This is a genomic window from Pseudomonas taetrolens (assembly GCF_900475285.1).
Lineage (GTDB): Bacteria > Pseudomonadota > Gammaproteobacteria > Pseudomonadales > Pseudomonadaceae > Aquipseudomonas > Aquipseudomonas taetrolens.
Genome location: NZ_LS483370.1, coordinates 272,584 through 287,776, shown reverse-complemented (window position 1 = coordinate 287,776; position 15,193 = coordinate 272,584). Strand labels below are relative to the sequence as shown.

Sequence of the window (15,193 nt, the reverse complement as noted above, 5' to 3'; positions counted from 1 at the left end):
AAATCGAATGGACTTGGTACTCGACCTGCTCGCCACCGTATCGCGCTGGAGCCGCGGCCATCTATCAGAGATCTCTCTGGCGCTCATCGGCTGCGTGCTGGTGCTGTTTGGGGCAGACTTCAAAGGTTGGGTCGAACAACGCCTGGGCAGCATTGCCGGCGCCTTGCGCGTACCCTTGATGGCCCTGCTCTGCCTGATCGGCAGCGGTGCCGCCCTGATCTACGCCACGCCCTGGATTGAACGCGGCCTGAGCCAGTTCAACAACTACAGCCTCGCGCCGGTGCTGCTGGTCGTGCTGGTGTTGATCGGGGTCGTGGCTGATCGGCGCTGAATCTTTAATCCAGTAGGAGCGAGCTTGCTCGCGATCCAATCGATACGGTTCACCTAAAACACCGCAGCGATCCAATCGCGAGCAAGCTCGCTCCTACAGACATCTGATCGAAAAAACCGCTTACGCCAGTTTTTCGAACTTCAGATCCCACACGCCATGCCCAAGACGTTCGCCACGGCGTTCGAATTTGGTGATTGGCCGCTCAGGTGGCCGAGGTACGCACAGGCCGTCTTCGGCCAGATTGCGGTAGCCCGGGGCGACGTTCATCACTTCCAGCATGTATTCAGCGTACGGTTCCCAGTCAGTGGCCATGTGCAGGACACCGCCTGGCTTGAGCTTGGAGCGTACCAGCTCAGCAAAGGATGCCTGTACGATCCGACGCTTGTGGTGACGGCTCTTGTGCCAAGGGTCCGGGAAGAACAGCAACAAGCGATCGAGGCTGTTGTCTGCCACGCACCGGGTCAGGACTTCAATTGCATCGCAATCGTAAACCCGCAGGTTGGTCAGGCCCTGGGTCAGCACGCCATTGAGCAGCGCGCCAACACCTGGACGGTGAACCTCAACCCCGATGAAATCCTGCTCAGGCGAAGCGGCGGCCATTTCCAGCAAGGAATGACCCATGCCAAAGCCGATTTCCAGCGTGCGTGGCGCAGAGCGGCCGAACACCTGGTCGAAGTCGACCGGCGCATCAGCCAGCGGCAGTACGTACAGCGGCGTGCCTTGATCGAGGCCGCGTTGCTGGCCTTCGGTCATGCGCCCGGCGCGCATCACAAAACTCTTGATGCGACGGTGCTGGCGATCTTCGCCTTCTTCCGGGGTTGGGGTGTCTAGTGATTCAGTCATCAGTGGCTCTTACTTGATCAGACCATCCAGCGGCGAAGAGGCGCTGGCATAGAGTTTTTTCGGCATGCGCCCGGCCAGATACGCCAGACGGCCCGCCACAATGGCGTGTTTCATGGCTTCGGCCATGATGATCGGGTGCTGGGCATTAGCGATCGCAGAGTTCATCAACACCGCTTCGCAGCCCATTTCCATGGCGATGGTGGCGTCAGAGGCAGTGCCCACGCCAGCATCGACCAACACCGGAATCTTGGCTTCTTCCAGGATGATCCGCAGGTTGTAGGGATTGCAGATCCCCAGCCCGGTACCGATCAGGCCGGCCAGCGGCATGACCGCGATGCAGCCCATGGCTTCAAGCTCGCGGGCTATGATCGGATCATCGCTGGTGTACACCATGACATCGAACCCGTCCTTGACCAGAATCTCGGCGGCCTTGAGGGTTTCAATGACATTGGGAAACAGGGTTTTCTGGTCTGCCAGTACTTCCAGCTTGACCAGGTTGTGGCCATCGAGCAGCTCACGGGCCAGGCGACAGGTACGTACCGCTTCAACGGCGTCATAGCACCCGGCCGTGTTCGGCAGGATGGTGTAACGGTCCGGCGGCAACACGTCGAGCAGGTTCGGCTCGCCCGGGTTCTGACCGATATTGGTCCGGCGCACGGCAACGGTGACGATTTCAGCACCCGACGCCTCGATGGCGAGGCGGGTTTCTTCAAGATCACGGTACTTGCCAGTCCCCACCAGCAGGCGCGACTGATAGGTACGGCCGGCCAGGGTGAACGGCTTGTCGTTGCGAACGTTGCTCATCGGGAATCCTCTTTGATTGTGGGCACAGTGGGACGGGTTGAAACAGGGAGCGAGTGCCTAGCCACCACCGATGGCATGCACCACTTCAACCTGATCGCCATCCTTGAGCACCGTCTCGGCATGTTGACTGCGCGGGACGATATCCAGATTAAGTTCGACTGCCACCCGGCGACCGGTCAGTTGCTGGCGGACAAGCAAGGCCGCGACGGTCTCGCCGTCTGGCAGTTCAAAGGATTCACCGTTCAACTGAATGAGCATGCGCGACGCTGCCTTCATTTTTAGGGGCCAGCATTCTAGCCCGATCAGTCAGGTCGACCCAAGCCATTCATCTTGCGGGCTCAGTTCAAGCGCCAGGCGGCCATCCCCAGACACAGCCAGCCGGCCAAAAAGGCCGCTCCGCCGAAAGGCGTAATGATCCCCAGCTTGCCGATGCCGGTCATCGTCAACACATACAAACTGCCGGAAAACAGCACAATGCCCACTGCGAAGCAAACGCCTGCCCATGTCACCAGACGGCTCTGAAGCTGGGTCGCCAGCAATGCCACGCCGAGCAGCGCGAGGGTGTGTACCAACTGGTAGGTAACGCCGGTATGAAAAATGGCCAGATACTGCTCGCTCAATCGACTTTTCAGGCCATGCGCAGCAAATGCACCCAGAGCAACACCCGTAAAACCGAAGAAAGCGGCCAGCATCAAAAAAACACGCAGCATGAGAGAACTCCAGTCTGGGGTCATGGATTGGCACAGGGTCTGTATAATGGCGCGCTCAACGGGTTCGGCCAAGCCATCTATGCTGCGTTTTCTTGCTCATCGCCTTCTAAAAGCCCTGCTCTGGTTCGCAGCGGGCAGTGCATTGCTGGTACTGATCTTCCGCTGGGTGCCGCCTCCCGGCACCGCACTGATGGTCGAGCGCAAGGTCGAATCGTGGTTCGATGGCCAGCCCATTGACCTGCAACGCAGCTGGCGCCCGTGGGACAAAATCTCCAATGACCTGAAAGTCGCTGTGATTGCCGGTGAAGATCAGAAATTCGCTGAACACTGGGGCTTTGACTTCAGTGCAATTCGCGCAGCGTTTGCACATAACGAGCAAGGGGGCTCCTTGCGCGGCGCCAGCACCCTCAGCCAGCAAGTGTCCAAGAACCTGTTCCTGTGGTCTGGTCGCAGCTGGCTACGCAAAGGACTCGAAGCCTGGTTCACCGCACTCATCGAGGTGCTATGGCCCAAACAGCGGATTCTTGAGGTGTACCTCAACAGCGTGGAATGGGATGACGGGGTGTTCGGCGCCGAAGCGGCAGCTCAGCACCACTTTGGCGTGAGTGCAAAAAACCTCTCGGGGCGTCAGGCCAGCTACCTGGCAGCCGTGCTGCCAAACCCGCGCAACTGGAGTGCCAGCCACCCCAGCCCGTATGTGAGTCGCCGCGCAACCTGGATCAGCCAGCAAATGCGCCAGTTGGGCGGCAACAGCTACCTCGACACTCTCAATACCTCGCGCAAGTAACCCTTACCTTATTTGTAGGAGCGAACTTGTCCTGCACAAACAAAAACGCCCCGATCAGATCGGGGCGTTTTGTTATCGGGCCGGGTTAAGCGGCGATCGACAGTTTGAGCTTGTTCATCGCGCTTTTTTCCAGCTGACGAATCCGCTCTGCAGACACATTGTACTTCTGTGCCAGGTCATGCAGCGTGGCTTTCTCTTCAGCCAGCCAGCGCTGATACAGAATGTCGCGACTGCGGTCATCCAGCACTTCCAGCGCTTCGTGAAGGTTGTTGGTGGAGTTATCGCTCCAGTCAGCATCTTCCAGTTGGCGTGCCGGGTCGTACCGGTGGTCTTCCAGGTAGTTGGCTGGCGACTGGAACGCACTGTCGTCGTCAGCTTCAGCTGCCGGGTCGAAGGCCATGTCATGACCGGTGAGCCGGCTTTCCATCTCGCGAACTTCACGAGGCTCTACACCGAGGCTTTCGGCCACGCGATGAACTTCATCGTTGTTCAGCCAGGCCAAACGTTTTTTCTGGCTGCGCAGGTTGAAGAACAGCTTGCGCTGGGCCTTGGTGGTGGCCACTTTCACGATCCGCCAGTTACGCAGGATAAACTCGTGAATTTCAGCCTTGATCCAATGCACGGCGAACGACACCAGACGTACGCCCATTTCAGGGTTAAAGCGTTTGACCGCCTTCATCAGGCCAACATTGCCTTCCTGGATCAGGTCTGCCTGAGCCAGGCCGTAGCCCGAATAACTGCGGGCAATGTGCACAACAAAACGCAGGTGGGCGAGCACCATCTGCCGAGCCGCCCCAAGATCCTGCTCATAGTAGAGACTCTCGGCCAGTTCACGCTCCTGCTCCGGTGTCAGCAATGGAATGCTGTTCACCGTGTTTACATAAGCCTCCAGGTTCGCACCCGGAACCAACGCATACGCAGGTTGCAAAGAAGTGGTCATACGAAAAAACCTCCGTCTTACATAACTCGTGCAGTTCAGCACTGCGAAAGTTGACTGGGAACCACAAAAAAAGTTCCCTAAAAAGCTGAAAAGGTCAACAGGCGAAAAGAAACTACTTAGGCGAAAGCTCACGTAAGTGACGCGCGACTGCAATCCATGCACCGATATACCCTAACAGCACCGCGCCAAGCAAGAGAGACAGACCATCGGCTACCGGCACGCCGGCCAGTGCAAAGTTGCTGCCATACAATCCGGCCAGTCCCGTGACCGCATCGTTGAGCCAGTTCAACCCGAAAGCCAGAACACCCCAGGAAAGCACACCGGCGCCAAAACCATAAAGCGCACCCATATAGAGAAATGGCCTGCGCACATAGCTGTCTGTACCGCCTACCAGCTTGATGACTTCAATCTCGATTCGACGATTCTCAATATGCAAACGAATCGTATTACCAATAACCAACAACAAAGCTGACACCAGCAACACCGTCAAGCCAAACACAAAACGGTCACCCAGCTTCAAAATTGCCGCCAGACGTTCGACCCAGACTAGATCAAGTTGCGCCTGTTGCACGTTAGGCAACTCCGCAAGGCGTTCGCGAAGGGCTTCGAGAGCAGTTTTGTCGACCTCATTGGGGGTCACCAGCACCACACCCGGCAAGGGGTTATCGGGCAACTCCTTGAGCGCTTCACCCAGCCCTGACTGCTGCTGGAACTCCTCAAGGGCTTTTTCACGGCTGATGAACTCTGCGTCCGCAACACCTGCCATACCTTTGATCTGATTGCTCAGTTGCTCGCCCTGATCGCTGCTGGCGTCCAGTTGCAGATACAACGAAATTTGCGCTGCTCGCTGCCAGGAGCCGCCCAGACGCTCGACGTTGTTGAGCAACAACGACAAGCCCATTGGCAGGCTCAGGGCAACTGCCATCACCAGACAGGTGAAGAAGCTGCCGATGGGCTGTTTGCCAAGACGTCTCAGGCTGTCGAGCAAACTCGCACGATGAGCCTCGACCCAGGCATGAAACAACATCCCGAAGCTCGGGCCATCGTCTTCATCATGCTTTTTCCTGGATGGCTGCGGATCGGAGGCTTTGGGTGCCACGCGCTCAGACACTTTGGGGCTGCGTGTAGCACTCATTGTGCGGCCTCCCCGTCGCCGATCAAGCGCCCGCGCTGCAACGTGAGCATACGATGGCGCATCCGGGCAATCAGTGCCAGGTCATGGCTGGCAATCAGAACGCTGGTGCCCAACCGGTTGATGTCTTCAAATACGCCCATGATTTCAGCCGCCAGACGAGGATCGAGGTTGCCGGTAGGTTCATCTGCCAGCAACAAGGCTGGACGATGAACGATGGCCCGGGCAATACCGACACGTTGTTGCTGGCCTGTGGACAAGTCACCGGGATACAGATCGGTTTTATCCGACAACGCCACACGCTCCAGCGCTGAATCGACACGCTTGATGATTTCAGCCTTGGACAGGCCAAGAATCTGCAGTGGCAAGGCCACGTTGTTAAACACCGTACGATCAAATAACAGCTGGTGGTTCTGGAATACCACGCCAATCTGGCGACGCAAGAAAGGGATCTGCGCGTTGCTGATCTGCCCCAGATCCTGACCGGCCAGCAACAACTTGCCGGTGGTTGGGCGCTCCATTGCCAGCAGCAGCCTCAGCAGGGTGCTTTTACCCGCGCCAGAATGTCCGGTGACAAAAAGGAACTCGCCCCGACGAACCCGAAAGCTCAGCTCGTGCAGGCCCACGTGTCCATTTGGATAGCGTTTACCGACCTGCTCGAAACGAATCATGGACGCTCCCGCTCCGCAAAAAGAGCCTGGACAAAAGGTTCGGACTCAAAATCACGTAAGTCATCAATGCCTTCACCGACACCGATAAAACGGATCGGAATATTGAACTGCTTGGCCAGGGCGAAAATCACACCGCCTTTGGCCGTACCGTCCAGCTTAGTCAGCGCCAGCCCGGAAAGAGGAACGGTTTGATTGAATTGCTTGGTCTGGCTGATTGCGTTCTGACCTGTACCGGCATCGAGCACCAGCAATACTTCGTGCGGAGCGGCTTCATCGAGCTTGCCCATCACACGGCTGACTTTTTTCAGCTCTTCCATCAGGTTGTCTTTAGTGTGCAGGCGACCTGCGGTATCCGCGATCAACACATCAATACCACGGGCCTTGGCCGCCTGTACCGCGTCAAAGATCACCGAGGCCGAATCCGCGCCCGTATGCTGGGCAATGACCGGAATATTGTTGCGCTCGCCCCACACCTGCAGCTGCTCAACGGCTGCTGCGCGGAATGTATCACCTGCAGCAAGCATGACTTTCTTGCCCTCAAGCTGCAGTTTTTTGGCCAGTTTGCCGATGGTGGTGGTTTTGCCTGCACCATTAACGCCCACGACCAGAATCACGAACGGCTTGTTCTGCGCGTCGATTTTCAGCGGCTGCTCAACCGGTTTGAGCATGGCAGCCAGCTCGGCCTGCAAGGATTTGTACAACGCGTCTGCATCAGTCAGTTGCTTGCGCGCAACTTTTTGCGTCAGGTTTTTGATGATCACCGAAGTGGCTTCAACACCCACGTCAGCAGTCAGCAGGCGGGTTTCGATTTCGTCGAGCAGGTCGTCATCGATGATTTTTTTGCCCAGAAACAGGCTGGCCATGCCTTCGCCAATGCTGGCGCTGGTTTTGGACAAACCTTGCTTGAGGCGGGCAAAGAAACCGGTCTTGACCTCAGGGGCAGGAGCCGGTGCCACAACAGGTTCAACAACGGCAACGGCTTGTGGCTCTGGCTCTGGCTCTGGCTCTGGCTCTGGCTCTGGCTCTGGCTCTGGCTCAACAAAAGTCTCGACCACTTCCAGAATTTCAACCACAGGTTCGACAGCGACCACCGGGACAGTGGCAACCTCGACCATGGGTGGGATCGGCGGCACGAAGTGCGGCGCCTGCACGTCTTCAACCAGTGCGACCGGCTCTTCCGGGACCGGCAAGGGCGGCCATGGCACAGGTTCCGCGGTGACCTGAGGTGCTTCGGCAGGCGCTGCGACCACAACCTCTTCAGGGGTTGGCTCAATGACCACCGGGACGGCTTCGATCAACGGCTCCGGGGCGATTTCGGGTGCAGGCGCGGGCTGTTCGACGACGGTTTCCTGCGGCTTTCTGCGCAGCCATCCGAACAGGCCTTTTTTCTCGCCAGCAGCAGCTGGGTTCTTCTTGTCGTCGTTGGAACCAAACATGGAGGACGGCTATCTCATGGTAGCGACGCGCCACTGTGGCGCCCCGACAAATAATATTCAGTGTGAAAAAGACTGTTTTTTTGTCAGCTTGTTCGCACGCAACTTAATTCAGAAGGGAAAAACACCTCTGAAAATTCGTCTTAACTCGAATCCAAGACGGAAAAATCGGCAAAAAAGCGAAATTTACCGGGATATGTCCACACTTCACAACGGGCTCCTATACTGCCCGACCAAACGCTGTCTGATCGTCAGAAGCCTGATAGGCGTGGCCGCCAGTAAAACGGATCAGTATCCTAGCACCTCCTCACCCGCCGACGCTAAGGCCAAGCGGGCAGCCCAACAGGTTTAAAAACGAATGAATGCTCTAGCCCGCCGCGCTGCTGGCCTGTTGCTCAGCACAGTTTTCCTTCCATTTTCGGTCCTCGCGGCCGAACCACAGCCTACCCATGAGTTCCGCCTGGACAATGGCCTTAAAGTCATCGTGCGCGAAGACCACCGTGCGCCGGTCGTGGTTTCCCAGGTCTGGTACAAAGTCGGCTCAAGTTATGAGACCCCCGGCAAGACCGGTTTGTCTCATGCCCTTGAACACATGATGTTCAAGGGCAGTAACAAAGTTGGCCCCGGTGAGGCCTCGTTGATCCTGCGCGACCTCGGCGCTCAGGAAAACGCGTTCACCAGCGATGACTACACTGCCTATTACCAGGTACTGGCACGCGACCGCCTGCCCGTGGCCTTCGAACTTGAGGCCGACCGCATGGGCAGCCTTCGCCTGCCCCCTGAAGAGTTCAAGCGCGAGATCGAAGTCATCAAGGAAGAGCGTCGCCTGCGCACCGACGACCAACCGATGAGCAAGGCTTTTGAGCTGTTCAGCGCCATGGCCTATCCGTCCAGCGGGTATCACACGCCGACCATCGGCTGGATGGTTGACCTGGAGCGCATGAGCGTTGGCGAACTGCGCGCCTGGTATGAAGAGTGGTACTCCCCCAATAACGCCACACTGGTGGTGGTGGGCGACGTGACCCCGGATGAAGTCAAAGCCCTGGCCACACGTTACTTCGGCCCCGTGCCCAAGCGTGAGGTCCCGATTGCCAAAGCCCCTCTGGAGCTGGCAACGCCCGGCGAGCGCCTGCTCAAGATCCATGTACAGACCCAACTGCCGAGCCTGATGCTGGGCTTTAACGTACCCAGCATTGCAACCGCCAAAGATCCGGTCACGGCCAACGCCCTGCGCCTGATTTCAGCCCTGCTGGACGGTGGTTACAGTGCACGCATGCCGACACAGCTGGAGCGCGGCGAAGAGCTGGTATCCGGAGCCTCGTCCGACTACAACGCATTCACCCGTGGCGACAGCCTGTTCATGCTTTCGGCAATGCCCAACAGCCAGAAAAAAGTCACCCTGGCCCAGACTGAAGCCGGTCTGTGGCGCTTGCTCGATGAGCTGAAAAAGACCCCTCCCTCCGCAGAAGAGCTGGAACGCGTCCGCGCTCAAGTGATTGCCGGTCTGGTCTACGAGCGCGACTCGATCACGAGTCAGGCCACTTCGATCGGCCAGCTGGAAACCGTCGGCCTGTCCTGGAAACTGATGGACACCGAGCTGGACGACCTGCAGAAGGTCACTCCTGCCGATATCCAGCAAGCCGCCCGTACTTACTTCACTCGCGACCGCCTCAGCGTTGCGCATGTATTGCCCGAGGAGAAAACCCATGAGTGAGCGTAAAGGTCCCCGCTACGCCCTGCTCGGTCTGAGCGCCGCCGTACTGGTCGGTGCACTCGGCTACTATTTCGCCAATCCTGTCGAGACGGTGGCCAGCCCCGCTCTGGAGAGCGCCAAGGCCGAGCGCAAGCTCGAATCCCTGGCAGAGCTCGACGGCAAGCCCCCCAGCCATCGGGCGCTAAACGTTCAAACCTGGAAAACCGCCGAAGGCTCCAGGGTGCTGTTCGTTGAAGCCCGGCAATTGCCCATGTTCGATCTGCGCCTGACCTTCGCGGCCGGCAGCAGCCAGGACGACAACACACCGGGGCTGGCACTGCTGACCAACGCCATGCTCAACGAAGGTGTGGCGGGCAAGGATGTCGGCGACATCGCCCAGGGTTTTGAAGGGTTGGGGGCAGAATTCAGCAACGGCGCTTATCGCGACATGGCTGTTGCCTCTCTGCGCAGCCTGAGCGACATCGACAAGCGCACGCCTGCGCTCAATCTGTTTGCTGAAGTCGTGGGCAAGCCTGCGTTCCCGGCTGACTCGTTGGCACGTATCAAAAACCAGATGCTGGCCAGCCTGGAGTTTCAAAAGCAGAACCCCGGCAAACTGGCCAGCAATGAACTGTTCGAGCGCCTGTACGGCAACCACCCGTACGCCCATGCCAGCGACGGCACGGTTCAAAGCATCACCTCGGTCACCATCGACCAGCTCAAGGCCTTTCACAACAAAGCCTACACCGCTGGCAACGCCGTCATTGCCATCGTCGGGGACTTGTCCCGCGCCGAAGCCGAGGCCATAGCGTCCCAGGTCTCGGCCGCACTGCCAAAAGGCCCGGCAGTGGCCAAGGCAGTGCAACCGGTTGACCCGAAGGCCGGCGCCCATCACATCGAATTCCCGTCCAAACAAACCCATTTGCTGCTGGCCCAACTGGGCATTGATCGGGACGACCCCGATTACGCGGCCCTGTCGCTGGGCAATCAGATCCTGGGAGGCGGTGGTTTTGGTACGCGCTTGATGACCGAAGTCCGTGAAAAACGTGGCCTGACCTACGGCGTCTATTCCAATTTCAGCCCGATGCAAGCGCGTGGCCCGTTCCTGATCAACCTGCAAACCCGTGCCGAATTGAGTGAAGGAACCCTCAAACTGGTGCAAGACATTTTGGCTGACTACCTGAAAAATGGTCCGACGCAAAAAGAACTCGACGATGCCAAGCGTGAACTGGCGGGCAGCTTTCCGCTGTCGACTGCCAGTAACGCGGCCATCGTCGGCCAACTGGGCGCAATGGGCTTCTACGATTTGCCTTTGGACTATCTGGAAACCTTCATGCAGCAGTCCCAGGACCTGACCATCGAGCAGGTCAAGGACGCCATGAACAAGCACCTGAGCGCCGACAAAATGGTCGTAGTGACCGCTGGCCCAACCGTGCCGCAAAAACCACTGCCACCTCCAACCGATAAACCTTCAGAGCAACCTCTTGGGGTTCCGGAGCATTAATGGCAAAGCAAAAATACACATCGCACACTGGCGCAGGCCAATTGCGCATCATTGGTGGCGAATGGGGCAGCCGCAAGCTGAGCTTCCCCAACGCCGAGGGCCTGCGTCCAACGCCGGACCGCGTGCGTGAAACCCTGTTCAACTGGCTGGCGCCGTACATCGGCGGGGCCAAGGTACTGGACGTCTTCACCGGCAGCGGTGCGCTGTTCCTAGAGGCCCTGTCACGTGGCGCCGCCAAGGGCGTAGCCCTGGACAGCAACCGCGACGCGATCTCCAGCCTGCGCGAGCACATGGGCACCTTGCGTTGCACCACGGGTGAAGTGCAGCAGACCAACGCCCTGAACTACCTGGCTACCGCGCCAACGGAAGTCTTCGACGTGGTGTTCCTCGATCCGCCGTTCAACCTGGATCTGCTCAAGCCTGCCTGTGATTTGCTGGAACAGAATGGCTGGCTGGCGGATGAGGCCTGGGTCTACACCGAAAGCGAACGCCGCCCTTCGGAACTGGGTCTGCCAGCCAACTGGCGCCTGCACCGCGAACAAAAAGCCGGAGGGGTGAACTACGCCCTGTGGCAACGAGAAGCGGCGCCGGTGCCTGCAGCGCAGTAACCATGAGCGTGGCGCACCCTTGGGTGCGCCACCCATGGCCTGTCTTGTCAGGTCAACCTCATACACGCGTGCTCCCCAAAGGCACAGTCCTGAATCCCCCCTCCTGCTTCACACTCCCCATCCTCCAGCAGTCAAAAGCGCGATTATCGTGACTGAAGACGCCTGTCAGTCGACTAATGGAGTAGCCTGCGCCTGCATGTAACACTTGGGTGCCATGCCTCGATTGTGGCAACGTAGACAGACCGCCGTATCAGTCATCCGATGAGAACTACAGTGCCCCCTTTCACCGCTACAGCTTTGCCTCCAGAACCGTTTGCACCGGCTTCACGACTCAGCAACCCTCATATCCAAACACTCTGGGGGCCGCTGTGGCGCACCAAGCCGGTACTCGACCATCAGCGTGAGCGGGTGTGGCTGGAAGACGGCGATTTTCTGGATCTGGACTGGCACGGCACACCGTCGGCCTATGCCCCGGTGGTGCTGGTACTGCATGGTCTGACCGGCTCATCGTGCTCGCACTATGTGCTGGGCATGCAAAGCGCCCTCGCCTCCCAGGGCTGGACCAGCGTCGCCTTGAACTGGCGCGGTTGCTCAGGCGAGCCGAACCTGCTGACACGCAGTTATCACTCCGGCGCCAGCGAAGACCTGGCCGCGGCCGTGGCTCACCTGCGTGACCGGCATCCGCTGGCACCGTTGTATGCGGTGGGTTATTCCCTGGGGGGCAATGTATTGCTCAAATACCTGGGTGAAAGCGGCAGCCACAGTGGCCTGCAAGGTGCAGTCGCGGTGTCGGTGCCTTTTCGGCTGGATCAGTGTGCTGACCGTATTGGCCAGGGATTTTCCCGGGTGTATCAAGCGCACTTCATGCGCGAGATGCTGGCCTACGTGAAAAACAAGCAACGCCAGTTTCAACTCGATGACAAGCATGACGGCCTGGCGACCCTGGCCAAATTGGGCACCGTGAAGTCCCTAAGCAAAATGCGTACTTTCTGGGAGTTCGATGACCGCGTGACGGCTCCGCTTAACGGCTATTTAAGCGTGCAGGATTACTACCGCCGAGCCTCCAGCCGATATTTCCTGGGCAGCATCGACACCCCGACACTGATTATCCAGTCCGAGGACGATCCCTTCGTGTTCAGACACAGCATTCCCGAGGCTTGCGAACTGTCGTCCTGCACGCAACTGGAGTTGCATGCCCAGGGAGGACATGTCGGATTTCTGGAGGGGTCTTTCCGCAAACCGGGGTACTACCTCGAACGACGGATTCCCCAATGGCTGACCTCGCTCGAGCCCGCGTCTGTGTCATGAACACCGACCCGGGTGAGTCGATCCGCTTCTGGCAAACGCCCCCGCTGACGGGTGTCGAATTGCTCACGGCACGCTACATCGAGCACCGCTTCGTGCCACATGTGCATGATGGTTTTGTCATCGGCATGATCATGGCCGGTGCCCAGCGTTATCGCTATCGGGGCGCCGAACATCTCGCGGCCACCGGCACCCTGGTATTGATCAACCCGGACGAAGTTCACAACGGCCACAAAGGCCATGATGCCGGCTGGCGCTATCGGGCGTTTTACCCGGACAACGTGCAAATGTACCGTCTGCTGGAAGAGCTTGGGCTGCCTGCGTCCCACTTGCCAACGTTCAATGACACGCTGCTGCATGACCCTGCATTATTCAGCGGCTTGTGCCAATTGCATCAATTGCTTGAAGAGCCTGAGTCTGCATTGCAGCAGCAAACATTGTGGCGCCAAATGATGCTCGCGCTGCTCACTCGCCATGCACGACTGCCGCTGCCGGCCAAACCCGGGGTCGAACACCGTGCAGTGAATCAGGCCAAAGAACTGTTGCAGGCGCGACTGGCGCAGCCACCTTCGCTGGAAGAGCTGGCGGCTGCGGTCAATCTTTCACCCTTCCACTTTGCCCGCGTGTTCCAGCGCGCGACAGGCATGCCACCGCACACGTGGTTGATGCAGCAGCGCATTGCCCATGCCCGGGCCTTGCTGCAGAAAGGCTGCTTGCCGCTGCACGTTGCGATGCAGTTGGGATTTGCCGATCAAAGTCACCTGAGCCGGCAGTTCAAGAAGGTCTACGGCGTGGGCCCCGGCGCGTATCGAGCGGCCAGTGCCCAGCTCCCGGACGCATAGATACCTGCTTCAATCGCCCGTGGCTATCCCGCGCGCCGGATCATTGATCCACTCACTCCACGAGCCCGCATAGAGCTTGCCCAACGGATACCCCGCCAACCCCAGTGCAAACAGGTTGTGGCAGGCCGTCACGCCGGAACCGCAATACGCGACCAGCGACTCGGGCGCGCGGCCAGCGAGCTTTTCAGCAAAGCGTTGCTTGAGCTGCCCGGCAGGCAAGAAGCGCCCCGTGCTATCGAGGTTTTCACTGAACGCGGCACATTGCGCGCCAGGGATATGTCCGGCAACAGGATCGATAGGTTCGACTTCACCGCGAAAGCGCGGCTGGGCACGGGCATCGATCAAGGTCAGCGCCGGATCACCCAGGCGTTTTTGCAAGTGCTCCGCGTCCAGTAGCAAACGGGGGTCAGGCTTGCCATTGAAGTCACCCCTCGGGACCACCACCGCATCCAGGCTGAGCGGCAACCCCGCGCCATGCCAGGCCTTGAGGCCACCATCAAGGATAAACACGCCATCGCGCTTGCCCAGCCAGGTCAGCAACCACCACGCCCGTGCCGCAAAGGCACCAGGGCCATCGTCGTAGAGCACCACGTCGCTTTCGGCGTCAATGCCCCAGGCGCGCAGTCGCTCAAGCAATACCGCAGGATCGGGTAGCGGGTGGCGCCCGGTCACGCCTTTGATGACCGGCCCGCTCAAGTCCCGCTCAAGGTCGGCAAACTGCGCACCGGCGATATGCCCTTCGGCATAGCTGCAAAGGCCGTAGTCCGGGTCTTCAAGGGCAAAACGGCAATCCAGAATAATCAGACCGGGCCGTTCCTGGCGTTCCAGCAGGACTTCGGGGCTGATCAATTGCGCAACGGGCATAGTGAACTCCTGTAAAGGGGTGAAATGCAGTTAGTGATCGTGCAGCGCGTCTTCCAGAGGAACGTAGTATTCGTTGATCAGGAAGTCGACCGCCTCGCGGGCCTCTTCAGTGACAAAGCCCGACTCCAGCACCAGCAGTTGGTACACCCCGCGCTTGATCGCGCGCTCACTGAGCTGGTCACCGGATTCGCGGGTGGTACACAGGAAGCTGACCCATGAGGTGAGGATAATCCACGCATTGAGGGTCAACGACTCAATTTGCAGAGGCGTCATGCGCAGGATCCCGGCATCGACAAACCCGGCATAGATCATTTGCGCCTGAGCCAGGCATTGCCGGGAAAACTGTCGGTAGCGGGCGGCCAGTTCATTGTCACTGTGCAGAAAGTGCTCAGTATCGCGATACAGAAACCGATAGCGCCACATGGCATCGAGCAGTTTTTGCAAATAAAAGCGCTTGTCATCGACGTTGAACGCACGCCCTTCGAGCGGGCGTAAAAAGCTCAATACCAGCGTCTCGTACTCGCTGAACAATACCGAGATGATCGCCTGCTTATTGGGGAAGTGGTAATACAGATTGCCCGGAGAGATCTCCATATGGGCCGCAATATGATTGGTCGTGACACTGCGCTCACCCAGCTGGTTAAACAACTCCAGGCTGCTATTTACGATGCGCTGGCTGGTTTTTATTCGTGTGACCATGAGCTTAGGCTTTAGTGAATAACGAAT

At 58.6% G+C, this 15,193-nt stretch carries 17 protein-coding genes; 7 read left to right on the top strand and 10 right to left on the bottom strand.

The genetic code is table 11. The features are described from left to right. Positions 1-7: 7 nt before the first annotated feature. Positions 8-331, top strand: a complete 324-nt coding sequence (locus DQN55_RS01410; RefSeq protein ID WP_048381027.1) for a DUF3392 domain-containing protein — start codon at positions 8-10, stop codon at positions 329-331. 120 nt (positions 332-451) lie between these two features. Here the strand turns inward: DQN55_RS01410 and trmB are convergent, their stop codons facing one another. The 4 genes from trmB to DQN55_RS01390 all read right to left on the bottom strand — a co-directional run bounded on the left by trmB (position 452) and on the right by DQN55_RS01390 (position 2,688). Next, positions 452-1,174: a tRNA (guanosine(46)-N7)-methyltransferase TrmB gene (trmB, locus tag DQN55_RS01405; RefSeq protein ID WP_048381029.1), complete on the bottom strand. Its 723-nt coding sequence runs from the start codon at positions 1,172-1,174 to the stop codon at positions 452-454. Positions 1,175-1,183: 9 nt separating this feature from the next. After that, positions 1,184-1,978: a thiazole synthase gene (locus DQN55_RS01400; RefSeq protein WP_048381031.1), complete on the bottom strand. Its 795-nt coding sequence runs from the start codon at positions 1,976-1,978 to the stop codon at positions 1,184-1,186. 57 nt (positions 1,979-2,035) lie between these two features. After that, complete coding sequence (gene thiS / locus DQN55_RS01395; protein WP_048381033.1) at positions 2,036-2,236, bottom strand: sulfur carrier protein ThiS; 201 nt, start codon at positions 2,234-2,236, stop codon at positions 2,036-2,038. A gap of 80 nt (positions 2,237-2,316) precedes the next feature. Then, positions 2,317-2,688, bottom strand: coding sequence for a DUF423 domain-containing protein (locus DQN55_RS01390; protein ID WP_048381035.1), 372 nt, complete (start codon positions 2,686-2,688; stop codon positions 2,317-2,319). 79 nt (positions 2,689-2,767) lie between these two features. Between DQN55_RS01390 and mtgA the strand changes: the two genes are divergently transcribed. Then, positions 2,768-3,475 (top strand): monofunctional biosynthetic peptidoglycan transglycosylase, encoded by a 708-nt coding sequence (mtgA, locus tag DQN55_RS01385; RefSeq protein ID WP_048381037.1) that lies wholly within the window; start codon positions 2,768-2,770, stop codon positions 3,473-3,475. 85 nt (positions 3,476-3,560) lie between these two features. On the opposite strand, the gene rpoH is transcribed toward mtgA, so the two are convergent. The 4 genes from rpoH to ftsY form a co-directional block, all read right to left on the bottom strand. Continuing rightward, positions 3,561-4,415, bottom strand: coding sequence for an RNA polymerase sigma factor RpoH (rpoH, locus tag DQN55_RS01380; RefSeq protein ID WP_048381039.1), 855 nt, complete (start codon positions 4,413-4,415; stop codon positions 3,561-3,563). Between the two features lie 112 nt (positions 4,416-4,527). Continuing rightward, on the bottom strand, positions 4,528-5,550 hold the full coding sequence (gene ftsX, locus DQN55_RS01375; RefSeq protein WP_048381041.1) for a permease-like cell division protein FtsX: 1,023 nt from the start codon (positions 5,548-5,550) through the stop codon (positions 4,528-4,530). Next, on the bottom strand, positions 5,547-6,218 hold the full coding sequence (ftsE, locus tag DQN55_RS01370; RefSeq protein WP_048381043.1) for a cell division ATP-binding protein FtsE: 672 nt from the start codon (positions 6,216-6,218) through the stop codon (positions 5,547-5,549). Before ftsE ends, ftsX begins: the two co-directional genes overlap by 4 nt. Continuing rightward, positions 6,215-7,654, bottom strand: coding sequence for a signal recognition particle-docking protein FtsY (gene ftsY / locus DQN55_RS01365; RefSeq protein WP_048381045.1), 1,440 nt, complete (start codon positions 7,652-7,654; stop codon positions 6,215-6,217). Before ftsY ends, ftsE begins: the two co-directional genes overlap by 4 nt. A gap of 355 nt (positions 7,655-8,009) precedes the next feature. Between ftsY and DQN55_RS01355 the strand changes: the two genes are divergently transcribed. The 5 genes from DQN55_RS01355 to DQN55_RS01335 all read left to right on the top strand — a co-directional run bounded on the left by DQN55_RS01355 (position 8,010) and on the right by DQN55_RS01335 (position 13,603). After that, complete coding sequence (locus tag DQN55_RS01355; RefSeq protein WP_048381049.1) at positions 8,010-9,365, top strand: M16 family metallopeptidase; 1,356 nt, start codon at positions 8,010-8,012, stop codon at positions 9,363-9,365. Further along, positions 9,358-10,848 (top strand): M16 family metallopeptidase, encoded by a 1,491-nt coding sequence (locus DQN55_RS01350; RefSeq protein ID WP_048381051.1) that lies wholly within the window; start codon positions 9,358-9,360, stop codon positions 10,846-10,848. Before DQN55_RS01355 ends, DQN55_RS01350 begins: the two co-directional genes overlap by 8 nt. Further along, positions 10,848-11,456, top strand: a complete 609-nt coding sequence (gene rsmD / locus DQN55_RS01345) for a 16S rRNA (guanine(966)-N(2))-methyltransferase RsmD (protein ID WP_048381054.1) — start codon at positions 10,848-10,850, stop codon at positions 11,454-11,456. The genes DQN55_RS01350 and rsmD overlap by 1 nt, the downstream gene beginning before the upstream one ends. Before the next feature lie 261 nt (positions 11,457-11,717). Next, positions 11,718-12,764: a hydrolase gene (locus DQN55_RS01340; protein ID WP_082150740.1), complete on the top strand. Its 1,047-nt coding sequence runs from the start codon at positions 11,718-11,720 to the stop codon at positions 12,762-12,764. Then, positions 12,761-13,603: an AraC family transcriptional regulator gene (locus DQN55_RS01335; protein ID WP_172601040.1), complete on the top strand. Its 843-nt coding sequence runs from the start codon at positions 12,761-12,763 to the stop codon at positions 13,601-13,603. The genes DQN55_RS01340 and DQN55_RS01335 overlap by 4 nt, the downstream gene beginning before the upstream one ends. A gap of 9 nt (positions 13,604-13,612) precedes the next feature. Here the strand turns inward: DQN55_RS01335 and DQN55_RS01330 are convergent, their stop codons facing one another. Both DQN55_RS01330 and DQN55_RS01325 read right to left on the bottom strand, forming a co-directional pair. Continuing rightward, the gene (locus DQN55_RS01330) at positions 13,613-14,467 is read right to left on the bottom strand and encodes a sulfurtransferase (protein WP_048381056.1); all 855 of its coding nucleotides are present in this window, start codon (positions 14,465-14,467) and stop codon (positions 13,613-13,615) included. 30 nt (positions 14,468-14,497) lie between these two features. Next, on the bottom strand, positions 14,498-15,166 hold the full coding sequence (locus DQN55_RS01325) for a TetR/AcrR family transcriptional regulator (RefSeq protein WP_048381060.1): 669 nt from the start codon (positions 15,164-15,166) through the stop codon (positions 14,498-14,500). Positions 15,167-15,193 lie beyond the last annotated feature (27 nt).

What these genes read in the sequence shown, in the direction of transcription:
- DQN55_RS01410 (WP_048381027.1), top strand. Translation starts at nt 8, where the DNA reads ATGGACTTGGTACTCGACCTGCTCGCCACCGTATCGCGCTGGAGCCGC.
- trmB (WP_048381029.1), bottom strand. Translation starts at nt 1,174, where the DNA reads ATGACTGAATCACTAGACACCCCAACCCCGGAAGAAGGCGAAGATCGC.
- DQN55_RS01400 (WP_048381031.1), bottom strand. Translation starts at nt 1,978, where the DNA reads ATGAGCAACGTTCGCAACGACAAGCCGTTCACCCTGGCCGGCCGTACC.
- thiS (WP_048381033.1), bottom strand. Translation starts at nt 2,236, where the DNA reads ATGCTCATTCAGTTGAACGGTGAATCCTTTGAACTGCCAGACGGCGAG.
- DQN55_RS01390 (WP_048381035.1), bottom strand. Translation starts at nt 2,688, where the DNA reads ATGCTGCGTGTTTTTTTGATGCTGGCCGCTTTCTTCGGTTTTACGGGT.
- mtgA (WP_048381037.1), top strand. Translation starts at nt 2,768, where the DNA reads ATGCTGCGTTTTCTTGCTCATCGCCTTCTAAAAGCCCTGCTCTGGTTC.
- rpoH (WP_048381039.1), bottom strand. Translation starts at nt 4,415, where the DNA reads ATGACCACTTCTTTGCAACCTGCGTATGCGTTGGTTCCGGGTGCGAAC.
- ftsX (WP_048381041.1), bottom strand. Translation starts at nt 5,550, where the DNA reads ATGAGTGCTACACGCAGCCCCAAAGTGTCTGAGCGCGTGGCACCCAAA.
- ftsE (WP_048381043.1), bottom strand. Translation starts at nt 6,218, where the DNA reads ATGATTCGTTTCGAGCAGGTCGGTAAACGCTATCCAAATGGACACGTG.
- ftsY (WP_048381045.1), bottom strand. Translation starts at nt 7,654, where the DNA reads ATGTTTGGTTCCAACGACGACAAGAAGAACCCAGCTGCTGCTGGCGAG.
- DQN55_RS01355 (WP_048381049.1), top strand. Translation starts at nt 8,010, where the DNA reads ATGAATGCTCTAGCCCGCCGCGCTGCTGGCCTGTTGCTCAGCACAGTT.
- DQN55_RS01350 (WP_048381051.1), top strand. Translation starts at nt 9,358, where the DNA reads ATGAGTGAGCGTAAAGGTCCCCGCTACGCCCTGCTCGGTCTGAGCGCC.
- rsmD (WP_048381054.1), top strand. Translation starts at nt 10,848, where the DNA reads ATGGCAAAGCAAAAATACACATCGCACACTGGCGCAGGCCAATTGCGC.
- DQN55_RS01340 (WP_082150740.1), top strand. Translation starts at nt 11,718, where the DNA reads ATGAGAACTACAGTGCCCCCTTTCACCGCTACAGCTTTGCCTCCAGAA.
- DQN55_RS01335 (WP_172601040.1), top strand. Translation starts at nt 12,761, where the DNA reads ATGAACACCGACCCGGGTGAGTCGATCCGCTTCTGGCAAACGCCCCCG.
- DQN55_RS01330 (WP_048381056.1), bottom strand. Translation starts at nt 14,467, where the DNA reads ATGCCCGTTGCGCAATTGATCAGCCCCGAAGTCCTGCTGGAACGCCAG.
- DQN55_RS01325 (WP_048381060.1), bottom strand. Translation starts at nt 15,166, where the DNA reads ATGGTCACACGAATAAAAACCAGCCAGCGCATCGTAAATAGCAGCCTG.